Source organism: Paraburkholderia sp. CNPSo 3274, from assembly GCF_024206475.1.
Classification (GTDB): domain Bacteria; phylum Pseudomonadota; class Gammaproteobacteria; order Burkholderiales; family Burkholderiaceae; genus Paraburkholderia.
This window is the reverse complement of record NZ_JAMBPR010000136.1, coordinates 1-12,175: the sequence shown is the minus strand read 5'-3', so window position 1 is coordinate 12,175 and position 12,175 is coordinate 1. Positions and strand designations below refer to the sequence as shown.

The following is a 12,175-nucleotide window of genomic DNA, read 5'->3' as shown; positions in this document are numbered from 1 at the left end:
GCTTGAACCGGGCGTCGTAATGACTGTACTTCTTGCTGAACGCCGCTTTGCCATGCGCCTGCCAGGCGGCTACCCATTTGCGCACCGTGCCGTGGTCCACACCATGCCGGCGTGCCACTTCCCTACTGCTGCAGCCTTTGCCTGACAGCAAGTCTTTGACAACAGACCGCTTGAACTGCTCCGTGTACTTCGCCATGAAAAACACCCCAAAGGTTGGATCGGTGTCCAACTTTTGGGGTGCAGTTCATTTGTGCGGGCTTTTTTCATTCGGCGCCTGGCGCGCCTGAATCGAGACGTCGCCTCAAAGGCTGCGGTGCAGTTCCGCGAGCGAGAGCGACGTGTTAAAGAGCCGCGCGAGACTGCGGCTCGCGTAGCGATCCACTTCGCCGGGTACGGTCCAGCGCCAGGCGTCCATCTCCGGAATCATCACGCCGTCCTCGCGTCGCGGAAACAGCGACACGCAAACGCAACGCGAGAGGTCGAGCTCATCGGCGCTCGCGCGCGCGGCAAAGAGATGCAGATCCTTGTCGCGCCGGTACATGTAGCGCCCGAGATCGACGAGTCGCGGCGCCGCGACTTCGATGCCGGTCTCCTCGACCATCTCGCGGCGCGCGCTCTGCGATTCGGTCTCGCCGGGCTCGCCCTGCCCCTTCGGAATATCCCAGTGATTCGTGCCGGTTGCGTGTGCGAGCAGCACGCGGCCTTCAGGATCGAGCAGCACAATGCCGCACGAAACGATCTTGCCGTTCACCGCGCGCTCAGTGCTGCTTCTGGAAAACCCAGGCGCCTGCGCCCGTGCGGCAGAAGTGCGGATGCAGCGTCATCGCCTGACCCTTCGCGGTGATGACGACCTCCGTATCGCGGCACGTCTTGTCGCCTTCCTTTTGCGTATTCGACGGCGTGATGGTCGAGTTGATGCGCGTGCCATTGCGCGAGCCTTCGTTCGACCACGTCGTGCTCTCGCCATCGGCCTTGTGCTCGACGGCATCGCGCACGGCGTTCTGAAGCGAGTTGTAGTCTGCCTGGTTCATAAACGACATGGGCGTGTTGTTCAGAAAGCCCAGGTTGGCGGCATGCGCGCTGCCCATGCCAACGCAGACAAAGAGCGCCGCGCCCAGGGCGCTCAGCGTGTGAAGGGTTCGGGGCATTCTGGACATTATGTGTTCTCCTCGGCGGACTGAACGAATCGACGAAAAGCATAACACGCGCCCTTTTTTCGGCTCGCCCAGCAAGGCCGGGCACGCGCCGGCGGCCGGTTCCTTTTCGGACTGATCCGATGGTGGGGGAGATAGCCGATCACTAGGATGGCTCCGTCGCCCACTTACAGCCCATCGGGAATATAGGCCATGACCTACGCCATCGCATTGAGGGGCCTTGCGGTCCTGCTGGCCCTCATCTGCATCGGCTTGATGTCCTTCGTCGCACACTACACGCACGCGCCACGACCGCAGGCGCCCGGCCCGAACTTCGCAGTCCGTCCCGAGCGCGCGCCGCGCTGGCCGGACGCCACGGTGCGCATCGGCACGGTCGCCTTGCTCGCGTCCTTCCTCGTGCTCACCGGCGCCTGCCTGCTGATCGCGGGCGTCTGACGCTGCGCGCTCAGTCCACGCTTAGTGCGCGCCCGGCGGCCAGCCATCGGTGAGCGTATCGAGAAACGCAATCACGTCCTTGATTTCGGTATTGCTAAACACCGGCTCGTCGCCCGGCTTGCGATCGAACGGCGGATCCGTGTTGAGATTCACCCAGTAGCGCCGCGGCAGGTCGTCGAACTTCTGCACCCTGCCCTTCACCACCGGATAGAACTCTTCCGGATTCGTATCGCGCCGCGCGTAGAAACGCAGCACGTCTTCCAGCGAATGATAGATGCCGTTGTGGAAGAACGACTTCTTGAGCGCGACGTTACGCAGCGTCGGCGTGCGGAAGAGCCCGCAAAATTGCGCGCGGTGATCGAGGTCCGTGCGCTCCGGGCCGCAAGCGCCGAGATCGAAAAACCGCCGGTCGCGATTCACGGCAAGCGCACGATTGCGCGGCACGCCCACGGCGATCAGACCGAAGTCGCTGAACTGCGGAGGCGAGCCGTCCTTTGCGCGCTGGCTGATATGGCAGCTCGCGCAATTGCCCTTCTTCTCGTCGTTGAAGAGCTGTAGCCCGCGCAGTTCGGCGGCGCTGAGCGTGGCCTTGCCGGCCAGGTACGCGTCGTACTTGCTCGTGTACGGATAAAACACCTCGGGCGACTGCTCGAATGTCTCCAGTGACTTCAGTACGGCCCTGAAAGTCGCGTCGTCGTCAGCGAGGACGCGCGCGCCGAAAGCCTCGCGAAACGCCCCTGCGTAGGGCGCCACGCGCACGGCTTCGGCGACCTTGCTCGCCGAACTCGCCATCTCGAACGTCGAGAGCAACGGAATGCGCGCCTGGTCCGAGCCGCGATCGACGCGGCCATCCCACGTGAGTCCGCCGGTCGGACCGGCATCGACGCTTTCATCGCCTTCGTCGTCGGAGTCGTGATAGTGCTCGGCGAACGCCGGCACCGCCTGCAGATACTTGAGCGTCGGCACGGCGCGCATGCCCTGGCGTCGCATGTCCGTGCCGCCGATCTGCACGTCGAGCGAGTTCGTCGGCGTGAACGCGTGGTCCGGGCTGTGGCATGACGCGCACGCCATCTTGCCCGAGCCCGAGAGCGACGGGTCGAAGAACATCTGCTTGCCAAGCGCCGTCATGCGTCGCACCTGCGCATAGACCTCGGCACGCGTCTGCCCACCTTGCGCGGGCGCGGCAATCTTCATCAACTTCACGCCCTGTACGGCGCGTGCGTTCGCATTGGCATCGTGCGCGCGCGAGGCGCTGCCGGATGCACCTGCCGTCGCACCGGCGTCGGCGGAGGCGGACGTGCTGCCGTCGCATGCCGTCAGCAGCAATGACAGCCCCGCCGCCATCACGAAGCGCCCCGCGTGGCGGCGCGCGCCGCCGTGCGATCGAACCCGCGTCTCACCTTCCGTTCGCGCCGAACGACGCGCCAATCTACGCAACATGCCTGGTCCCCGAAGCTTGAGCGCGGCCCGCGCGTGGCGGCGCGCCGCTGCAGTGCGAATGCCGATGCGCTCACCCGCGCATCGAAGTCGCGAAAGCGTATGTCAGGGATATGACGCTCCAATGACATGCAGTAAGACAGATGTCATGCAATCAAAGGCTACGAAAAAGCTAAATGTAATTTTTTACATATCGCTGTCAAATTCCGTTGCGACACTGCGCCTCGTCCGAAGGCCGGTGTCATTCGCGCCGGCCTCCATGCGGGCCCCCAACGCGAGAGAGAGAAAAATGATCAACAGAAAATGGTTCTATGCCACGCCGATCGCGGTAGCGGCGTCGGCACTGGCCGTCGCGGCTTGCGGCGGCAACGACAGCAGCAAGCCAGGCCTTTCGTCGGTGAAGAACATCGTTGTGATCTACGCGGAAAACCGCAGCTTCGACAATCTGTACGGCAGCTTCCCGGGCGCCAACGGCCTGCAGAACGTGAGCGCGCAAAGCACGCAGCAGCTCGATCGCGACGGCACCGTGCTGGCCACGCTGCCGACCGTCTGGAACGGTCTCACGCAAACGGGCGTCACACCCGTCGTGACCGCGGCGATGACCGAGAACATGCCAAATGCGCCGTTCGCCATCGACGACGCGAAGGGCTACAACGTGTCCCTCTCGATCACGACGCGCGACCTGTATCACCGCTTCTACGAGAATCAGATGCAGATCCACGGCGGCAAGAACGACATGTTCGCTGCCTACGGCGACTCCGGCGGTCTCGTGATGGGGCACTACACGACGAGTGCCGAAAAGCTGCCGCTCTGGAAGATCGCCCAGCAATACACGCTCGCCGACAACTTCTTCATGGGCGCGTTCGGTGGCTCGTTCCTGAATCACCAGTGGCTGATCTGCGCGTGCACGCCGTATTACGCGAACGCGGACACAGACCCGGCCAAGCCGACGATCGCGACCGTGGACGCCGATGGCGTCTCGCTCACGCTCGCATCGAACTCGCCGAAGTCGGCGCTCGATGGCATTCCGAAGTTCGTGAAGTCGGGCAATCTGACGCCGGACTTCTACGCGGTCAATACGATGCAGCCGCCGTATCAGCCGAGCGGCAACGCAGCGGCTTCGGGCGGCGACGCGAACCTGGCGGACCCGTCGAACGCCTCCACGATGCCCGCGCAAACGGTCCAGAACATCGGCGATCTGCTTTCGAACGCGGGCGTGACGTGGGCGTGGTACGGCGGCGCCTGGGGCGCGGCGGTGAGCGCGGCGCAGAACAGCACCTCGGGCGTGATCTACGGCGCGAACATGACGGCGCCGAACTTCCAGCCGCACCACCAGCCGTTCAACTACTTCGCGAACTACGCGCCGGGCACCGACGCGCGCGCAAAGCACCTGCTCGACGGCGGCATGGACGGCACGGCGTTCATCAAGGCGATCGACGCAGGGGCGCTGCCTGCCGTGGCGTTCTACAAGCCGCAGGGCAACCTGAACGAGCACGCGGGCTACACGGACGTGACGAGCGGCGACCAGCACATCGCGGACGTCATCGCGCATCTGCAGAAGAGCCCGCAGTGGAACAACATGGTCGTGGTGGTGACCTACGACGAGAACGGTGGCTTCTGGGATCACGTTGCGCCGCCCAAGGGCGATCGCTGGGGTCCGGGCTCGCGCATTCCGGCGCTCATCATCTCGCCGTACGCGAAGAAGGGATACGTCGACCACACGCAGTACGACACGACCTCGATCCTGCGCCTCATCACGCGCCGCTTCTCGCTGCCCACGCTGCCGGGACTTGCCAACCGCGACACCGCGCTCAAGAGTAACGGGGCCCAGGCGATGGGCGACCTGACCAACGCGCTCGACGTGAAGCTCTAAGCGCGACAAGCCATCGGACCATCGATCGCCGGATGTCGCTCATCCGGTTTGAAGGGCAGCCCTCGGGCTGCCCTTTTTATTACGCCGCGGATTCATCGCCCCCTGCACGCTTCATGTGCCGGCCGGGCTTCGACCCGCGACGTTTGACCACGGATCCCACGCCGCAGGATGCACTACCTTACATATTAATTACTGCACAAATCTTGACGGAGGTCATTGTGAAATACGTCGAATCGACTCTCCTACCAGGCGAAAGGATCGTCTGCGAGGGACACCCCTGCTTCTGGGCGATGGGTCCGCGTATCACACTTAGCCTTTTGCTCATGGTTTGGGGCGTGCTCATCGGCACCATAGGGACGTCGCCGCTCGCAGCGGTGGGCTTTTTTGCCGCGGGGCTGGGACTGTTCGGCGCTTCGCTACTCGCCTGGTGGACGACGGAATTTGCGGTAACCAACAAGCGCGTGGTGGCCAAGTTCGGCGCGGTGCGACGTCATACGGTGGAATTGACGCTCGCGAAGATCGAGAGCGTGCGGGTCGAGCAAAGCCTGATCGGCCGGATATTCGACTATGGTTCGCTCGTCGTGGGCGGCGGGGGCCTGATCGCTACGCCGATTCCCGGCATTTCGAACCCGCACGAGTTTCGCCGCATGGTTTTTCTCGCGCACGCGGCCGAGGAGCCGGTGCCGTTGCGGCTGGTGGCGTGAGGGTTCTGAATCGGCCTGCATTCGTGGTGTGTGAAAAAGCAAAAAAGCCCGGCAGTGAAGGCTGGGCTTTTTGTTTAATTGATCTGGCGCGACAGGAGGGGCTCGAACCCCCGACCCTCGGCTTAGAAGGCCGATGCTCTATCCAGCTGAGCTACTGTCGCGTGAACGTGCGCGAGGCCGCAAGCGGGCCTCGCGAAGACGGGGCTGGATTATACCGCGATCGTCTCACGCGGTCGCGCCTCGCTCGTCACGCTTGCCAAGGGCCTTCGCGCCAGAATCAAACCGGCTGCTGATGCAACGCGAACCAGCCAAGGAAAATCGCGCCCGCAATCAGGCAATACGCACCGAACGAAGCAAGGCGCCCGCGTCCCTCGAAATATTTCATGAGGAACTTCACGCTCAGCCAGGCCGCAATACCCGTGAGCACGCCGCCAACGACCGCAGTCATCAGCTGGTCTCGCGCGTGGAAGAGCTTGGGCAGTTCCAGCACGCCAGCCGCGAAGATGATCGGCGTGCCGAGCAGGAACGAAAACTCCGCAGCCTTTTCTGCCGTGAGGCCCGCTGCATTGCCGGCGATCATCGTGAGGCCGCTGCGCGAAAAGCCGGGAATGAGCGCGCCGATCTGCGCGAGGCCGACGAGAAATGCCTGGCGGAACGAGAGTTTCTCGGGCGGACGATGCGCGCGCGCACGCTGGAGGCGATCGCCGAACCAGAGCAGCACGCCATTGACCATCAATGCAGCCGCGACGATACGCAGATCGTGAAAGAGGGCTTCGATGCGCTTTTCGAGCACGAGGCCAACGATACCCGTCGGTATCGTACCGATGATGAGCGCCCACATCATGTGCCCGTCGTCGTTCTTGCGGCCGCCCAGCGAGGCAAAGAAGCCGCTGATCAACGCGACCCAGCGCTCACGGAAATACCAGAGCAGAGCGACGGCGGTTCCCAGATGCAATGCGACGAGGAACGGCAGCAGTTGCGGCGCGTGCTTGTCGATGTGCATGCCGAACAGCGCCGGCACGAGCAGTGTATGGCCGAGACTGCTGACGGGAAACAGTTCGGTGACGCCTTGCAACACGCTCAGGAAGAATAGAAACCAGAGACTCACGCGCGGATCCTCGTAATGGTGGTGTAAGGGGCCGGACCGTTGCGGAGCCGGTGCGGCAAAGCGCACCGATTATGCCTGGGCCGAATTGCAGCGCCAAGCCTGGAGATGGATTTGTCAGAAAAGTTACTGCGTCGCAACAAAATTGGCTGCGAATGCAGGGATCCTGGCGCGAACGCGCGTGTCGCGCTCGCGGGAATCCAATGAAGGGGGACGGAACGCGGCGCGTTCAGCGCGCCATTTTGTAGAAGAAATACGCGCTGCTACCGACAAAGAGACTGAACAGAGCCATGCTCATTGCCATTGCCAGGTCCATGGGGGGGTCTCCTGCGAAAATGCTCTGTGCGCCACCGCACGGTCATGCGGATTATGCTGACTCAAGTCCTGCAACGACACCCACGCTTTCCCGACGAGGGTTTTCACGCATGAGAAAGCGGCGCAAAATCCGCCTGCCCGGCGCATAAGCGCCGCCCTCCTTCCACCCACTCCAGGCCCGCCCATGAACGCTCATCCAGAACAGGACATCCTCACCCTCACCCGCGGTGCCTCGACGCTGCGCTTCGCGCCGTGGGCCGGCGGCCGCTTGCTTTCGTGGCACGTCAGCGGCCAGCCAGTCATCGTGTGGCCGGAAAATCCGAACTGGGCCGAGCCGGCACGCGTGCGCGGCGGCAATCCGCTACTCTTCCCCTTCCTTGGACGCCATCGTGTGGACGGCCAGATCGGGCGCTGGCGCGACGCCCAAGGCGTAGTTCGCGACCTGCCGATGCACGGCTTCGCACGCGACCTGCCGTTCGCGGCGCAAGTCGACGACGACGGGCACGGCCTTCAGATGGCACTCCTCGACTCCGAGGCCACACGCGCCGGCTACCCGTTCTCCTTTCGCTTCGAAGCGGTCTACCGGCTGGCCGACGCGCATACGCTCGATGTGACGCTCGCCGCGCGCAATACCGGCCCGGATCCGCTTCCCTGGTACGCGGGCCATCACTTCTATTTCGCGTTGCCCCATGCCCAGCGCGCGCAGACGACGCTCGATCTGCCAGCCGCCCAGCGCCGTCATCAACTCGCGGACGGTTCGATCAGTGCGCCCGAACCCGGAAAAGCGCAATACAGGCTCGACGACGCAAGCATCATCGACCGCTTCCATGTGCTCGAGCCGACGCCGCCCGCCACGCCTGTTCGCCTCGTAGCGCCGGGACTCGGCCGCGCGGTGACGATCGACCTGAACCGGCCCGGTTCGCTTCCCTGGTACGCCGTCACGACGTGGACGGAAGCCGCGGACTCCGACTTTTACTGCGTCGAACCCTGGCTTGGTCTGCCCGACGCGATCCATAACGGGCTCGGCCTGCGCTGGCTCGCACCGGGTCAAACGGAAACGGCGACGCTGCGCATCGGCGTCGAGACGCTCGGCGGCTAATCGCGCGCCGGCGCCGTACCAGGCCGGCGCCGGTATGGGTGCTGCCGCCTTCGTCAGTCATTCGTCAGGCAAAAACCCAGTTGCGTTGGCAAACCCGCTAAAATCAGGCGTTTTGCCAGCGCGGCGGACCGTGGTCCGTCGAGGCAAGGTCATGCGAGGTTCAATGTTGGCACCAGGAATCAGACGGATTGCATGTGCGGCGCTCGTTGCGCTGCTCGCGGCGTGCGGATCGGCTCCAGTCGGCCCCGGCTTTTATCGCGTGGAACGCGGCGACACCGTGTACAAGATCGCGCGCAGCAATCGCCAGTCCGTGCAGAACATTGTGCGCTGGAACAATCTGTCGAACCCCGACGCCATCGAAGTCGGCCAGGTCCTGCGCGTGGAGCCGCCCGCGGGCACAGCGAGCGCCCGCACCGGTGGCGCGCCGCGTGGCGCAACGACTGCCCCGCGCGAGAGCGCCGACGCAACCGATACTTCATCCGCTCCTTCATCCGCGCCGGCGGCGGCCGCGCCGTCGATTTCACTCGTCTGGCCGACCAGCGGCCAGGTCATCCGCAACTTTGATGGCCGCAACTCGAAGGGCATCGACATCGCCAATGCGGCCGGCACGCCCATCGTCGCCGCGGCGCCCGGCACCGTGGTCTACGCCGGTAATGGTCTGCGCGGCTACGGTAACTTGCTGATCATCAAGCACAGCGGCGATTACCTGACGGCCTATGCGCACAATCAGGCATTGTTCGTGAAGGAAGGTCAGAGCGTCGCGCAAGGGCAGAAGATCGCGGAAATGGGCAGCAGCGACAACGATCGCGTGATGCTGCATTTCGAACTGCGATACCAGGGGCGCTCGATCGATCCGACTCGAGAACTTCCCGCACGTTGAGACAGGCCGCTACGGCCAGCCAAATCAATGGACGAAAAAAAGCCCGGCATGGTGCCGGGCTAACGGGGGTTTGGCGCATATCGGCAAAGGACCGGTTTACCATGCGCCGAGTCGCAATCTATCAACGGGCTTCCTGCGGCGCAATCACTTAATTAGCGCGAAAATGTGCTACGGCGCACGGATTATGTGTCGCATCACTTTTCAGCAACGAATGAGGACGCCGAATCAACTGCTGCTGCGCATAAGATCGCACGCTTCAATGACACACGGCGACAAGTCGCCGCACGGCGCAAAAGCTTGCTGGACGGTCCATTCAGCCTGAAGCAGATTGCTTTATCGAGGGTTTTTTGCGGGCCTCGATCGTCGGTTTAAAGCACGGCACTTTTCACATTTTCGGGGGCCACCGGCTTTAGTGGGCGAGCGCACGCAACAGTGCATTTATTCGGCTCGGTGTACAAATTTGAAACACCAATTCGCAGCGCACTTAGATCAGATGTTTGATTGCTTTAATGTAGCTTATTGTCTGGATTTTGGCGCCGCAAGCCTGGAAATCGGCTATTAATGTGATTAATCCCGCGGACCCGGCGTTCGCCAACCGGCCGCCGGTCGGCAGGCAAACTATCGTTTATAGTATCGGCCGCAACGAATTCCCAATCATCATGACTATCGAAGACCCCAACCCCAGTTCGACGTACGCCAAGCTGCTCGGCGAAACCGCCAAGATCGACTGGCAGGATCTCGAACGTTTCTTCGCGCAAGGCAAGTTGCTGAGCGTGGCGCGCGACCTCGACCTCGTCAGCGTGGCGGAGGCCATCGCCAACGACGACAGTGCGGTCGTCATGCAATGGCTGTCTTCGGGCCTCGTCGAACGTATGCCGGCTGAAACCGCCGCCGATTACACGGCGCGCAAGCCGGAATTGTGGGCGGTCGTCGTCTCGCCGTGGGTGTGCGTGCAGGAACGCGCTTGAGCGGCGCCGAGGCCCTGCCCGACCAGCGAGGCTGGCACCGACGCGTGCTGACGCTCGCGTTTCCCATCGTCCTCGCCAATCTCACGCAGCCCATACTCGGCGCTGTCGACACGGCTGTGGCCGGCCACCTCGGCAGCGCGGCCGATCTTGGCGGCGTCGCACTAGGCGGCCTGTTCTTCAACTTCGTGTTTTGGGGTTTCGGCTTCCTGCGCATGGGGACGACGGGACTCGTCGCACAGGCCTACGGCGCGCGCGACCTTCCCGCATTGCGCGCGAATGTCGTGCGCGCCCTCCTGCTGGCATTCGCGATCGGCGCCGCGATCCTGCTGATTCAATCGCCCTTGATCCGGTACACGCTCGCGGCTATTGGCGGCAGCGCAGACGTACAACGCAACGCCGAGGTCTACTGCCTTGCGCGTATCGGCTCTGCCCCTTTCGCTTTGGCGAACTACGTCGTGCTCGGCTATCTGCTCGGCACTCAACGCGTGCGCATTGCGCTGCTTTCGCAGATCTTTATCAATCTGGCGAACGTCGTTGCGGTGCTCGCCTATGTGTATGGGCTGCGGTGGGGCATTGCCGGGATTGGCGCGGCGACTGCTACGGCCGATACGCTCGGTTTCGTTTTCGGCACCTGCGTACTGTGGAGGCTTCGTCCCCGCGGGCTCGCGCCGCTCGCGTTGCAAACTGTGCTCGAGCCGGCAGCGCTCAAACGCCTCGTCGCGCTCAATCGCGATATCTTCCTTCGTACGCTTTGTCTGTTGGGTTCGTTTGGGTGGTTCGCGCATCTGGGCGCGAAGCAAGGCGACGCGATCCTTGCCGCGAACGCCCTGCTCCTCAACTTCCAGACCTTCATGGCCTACGGTCTCGACGGGTTCGCCCATGCAGCCGAGGCGCTGGTAGGCGCGGCGATCGGCGCGGGTAATCGCAATGCGTTCCGCCAGGCCGTCAAGATCAACCTGTTCTGGGCAGCGTTGGGGGCCTTCGGTTTTTCTTTGGTTTATTGGGCCTGCGGCCCATGGATCATCGAGCAGCTAACCGACCAGCCAGCAGTGCGTGCCGCCGCTCAGGCATTCCTCCCATGGGCCGCACTTTCACCGCTCATTTCCGTTTGGGGCTTTTTGCTGGACGGCGTATTCATCGGCGCGACGCGCACACGCGAACTCATGCAAGCCATGGCGGTGTCGCTGGCTGTGTTCCTATGCGCGTCATGGGCGCTGGTCGGGCCGCTCGGCAATCATGGGTTGTGGATCGCCCTGCTCGTCTTCATGGCCGCACGCGGTCTGACGCTCTCGCCTTTGCTGCCGCGCATCAGCGGCGCAATCGGCCCTATGTCTGCGCAGTTGCGCTGACGGCGCTCGCGCCAAGCGTCTGCGCTTACTGAGCAGGCGGCGGATTGTCGATCATCATCGGCGGCCGATCGTCGGTCGGCACACCGTGGTAGTCAGGCGGATCCTGCGGCGGAGTGCCGTGGGGGTGGGTCGTTGCGTTGTCGGCGCACGCCGTAAGCAAAGCGGCCATTGCAAGGGCCAGATAAACACGGTACATCGCCTCAAATCCTTTCTGAATGGTGATCCAATCGGCGCTCCAGCCAGGTAGCGAAGCGGCAGAACTCGCTATTTTTTCCGCGGCGACACTGTTCTAAGATACGGACATGGCTGCAATTGACAGGAGGCTGCCATGGATGCCGAAACTATTGCGGGTCTGATCGGTCTTGCTGTGGGTCTGCTGGTTCTGCTTGGGCTATCGATTTTCGAATCGCGCGCCTACCGGAAAGAGCACGACGGCGAAGGCATGATGCATCACTGGCTGGCCGAGCATCACGTGCTCGACCGGGTTCGCCGCAGGCACTGAACCCACCGCCGGCACCGCGCCGGCGCGCCCCGCCTGACTCTCGCCGCGGCCAGTTGAGCTGGCCATGAGGTGGTTTTGCTGCGTCGTTCAGTGAACGACCAGCTAGCCTTTTATTTCCCACGCGCCCAAACGCCAGAACCCCGGCTCTCTTTCGGAGACACCGGGGTTCTGGACGTTACAGCATAAGGAGCCTGACGATTACCTACTTTCACACGGGCAATCCGCACTATCATCGGCGTGGAGCTGTTTCACGGTCCTGTTCGGGATGGGAAGGGGTGGGACCAGCTCGCTATGGTCATCAGGCATGACGGGTTGCTGCGTCGCGGTGTTATCGCGCCACAGCCAATCGGGAAG

The 12,175-nt window shown here is 63.2% G+C and carries 14 protein-coding genes, 1 tRNA gene and 1 rRNA gene; 8 read left to right on the top strand and 8 right to left on the bottom strand.

Annotated features, from left to right (window positions below; genetic code table 11):
• The 3 genes from M3I54_RS42205 to M3I54_RS42195 all read right to left on the bottom strand — a co-directional run.
• Positions 1-196: transposase (locus M3I54_RS42205; RefSeq protein ID WP_254336678.1), on the bottom strand; the 196-nt coding region annotated here is incomplete at its 3' end.
• A gap of 105 nt (positions 197-301) precedes the next feature.
• Entirely contained in the window at positions 302-751 is a 450-nt protein-coding gene (locus M3I54_RS42200) for an NUDIX hydrolase (protein WP_254346190.1), read from the bottom strand.
• Between the two features lie 7 nt (positions 752-758).
• Complete coding sequence (locus M3I54_RS42195) at positions 759-1,157, bottom strand: hypothetical protein (protein WP_254346188.1); 399 nt, start codon at positions 1,155-1,157, stop codon at positions 759-761.
• Between the two features lie 189 nt (positions 1,158-1,346).
• Between M3I54_RS42195 and M3I54_RS42190 the strand changes: the two genes are divergently transcribed.
• Complete coding sequence (locus M3I54_RS42190) at positions 1,347-1,589, top strand: hypothetical protein (RefSeq protein WP_254346186.1); 243 nt, start codon at positions 1,347-1,349, stop codon at positions 1,587-1,589.
• A 21-nt stretch (positions 1,590-1,610) separates the two neighbouring features.
• Here the strand turns inward: M3I54_RS42190 and M3I54_RS42185 are convergent, their stop codons facing one another.
• Positions 1,611-3,029, bottom strand: coding sequence for a cytochrome-c peroxidase (locus M3I54_RS42185; RefSeq protein ID WP_375542315.1), 1,419 nt, complete (start codon positions 3,027-3,029; stop codon positions 1,611-1,613).
• 286 nt (positions 3,030-3,315) lie between these two features.
• On the opposite strand from M3I54_RS42185, the gene M3I54_RS42180 reads away from it, so the two are divergent.
• Positions 3,316-4,899 carry an acid phosphatase gene (locus M3I54_RS42180; RefSeq protein WP_254346184.1) on the top strand — a complete coding sequence of 528 codons (1,584 nt, stop codon included), beginning with the start codon at positions 3,316-3,318 and terminating at the stop codon, positions 4,897-4,899.
• Between the two features lie 32 nt (positions 4,900-4,931).
• Positions 4,932-5,603, top strand: a complete 672-nt coding sequence (locus M3I54_RS42175; RefSeq protein ID WP_254346182.1) for a PH domain-containing protein — start codon at positions 4,932-4,934, stop codon at positions 5,601-5,603.
• An 84-nt stretch (positions 5,604-5,687) separates the two neighbouring features.
• Here M3I54_RS42175 and M3I54_RS42170 read toward each other — a convergent pair.
• Both M3I54_RS42170 and M3I54_RS42165 read right to left on the bottom strand, forming a co-directional pair.
• Positions 5,688-5,764: transfer RNA gene (locus M3I54_RS42170), tRNA-Arg, on the bottom strand.
• A 116-nt stretch (positions 5,765-5,880) separates the two neighbouring features.
• Positions 5,881-6,711: an undecaprenyl-diphosphate phosphatase gene (locus M3I54_RS42165; protein WP_254346180.1), complete on the bottom strand. Its 831-nt coding sequence runs from the start codon at positions 6,709-6,711 to the stop codon at positions 5,881-5,883.
• Between the two features lie 496 nt (positions 6,712-7,207).
• Between M3I54_RS42165 and M3I54_RS42160 the strand changes: the two genes are divergently transcribed.
• The 4 genes from M3I54_RS42160 (at position 7,208) to M3I54_RS42145 (ending at position 11,319) form a co-directional block, all read left to right on the top strand.
• Entirely contained in the window at positions 7,208-8,122 is a 915-nt protein-coding gene (locus M3I54_RS42160; RefSeq protein ID WP_254346178.1) for an aldose epimerase, read from the top strand.
• A gap of 163 nt (positions 8,123-8,285) precedes the next feature.
• On the top strand, positions 8,286-9,002 hold the full coding sequence (locus M3I54_RS42155; RefSeq protein ID WP_254346176.1) for a peptidoglycan DD-metalloendopeptidase family protein: 717 nt from the start codon (positions 8,286-8,288) through the stop codon (positions 9,000-9,002).
• 659 nt (positions 9,003-9,661) lie between these two features.
• Positions 9,662-9,970, top strand: coding sequence for a DUF2288 domain-containing protein (locus M3I54_RS42150; protein ID WP_254346167.1), 309 nt, complete (start codon positions 9,662-9,664; stop codon positions 9,968-9,970).
• Positions 9,967-11,319, top strand: coding sequence for an MATE family efflux transporter (locus tag M3I54_RS42145; protein ID WP_254346165.1), 1,353 nt, complete (start codon positions 9,967-9,969; stop codon positions 11,317-11,319). Before M3I54_RS42150 ends, M3I54_RS42145 begins: the two co-directional genes overlap by 4 nt.
• 25 nt (positions 11,320-11,344) lie before the next feature.
• Here the strand turns inward: M3I54_RS42145 and M3I54_RS42140 are convergent, their stop codons facing one another.
• Complete coding sequence (locus M3I54_RS42140) at positions 11,345-11,515, bottom strand: hypothetical protein (protein WP_254346162.1); 171 nt, start codon at positions 11,513-11,515, stop codon at positions 11,345-11,347.
• Positions 11,516-11,647: 132 nt separating this feature from the next.
• Here M3I54_RS42140 and M3I54_RS42135 point away from each other — a divergent pair, with 132 nt between their 5' ends.
• Entirely contained in the window at positions 11,648-11,821 is a 174-nt protein-coding gene (locus M3I54_RS42135) for a hypothetical protein (protein WP_165822956.1), read from the top strand.
• Positions 11,822-12,010: 189 nt separating this feature from the next.
• On the opposite strand, the gene rrf is transcribed toward M3I54_RS42135, so the two are convergent.
• Positions 12,011-12,124, bottom strand: a 5S ribosomal RNA gene (gene rrf / locus M3I54_RS42130).
• Positions 12,125-12,175: the final 51 nt, after the last annotated feature.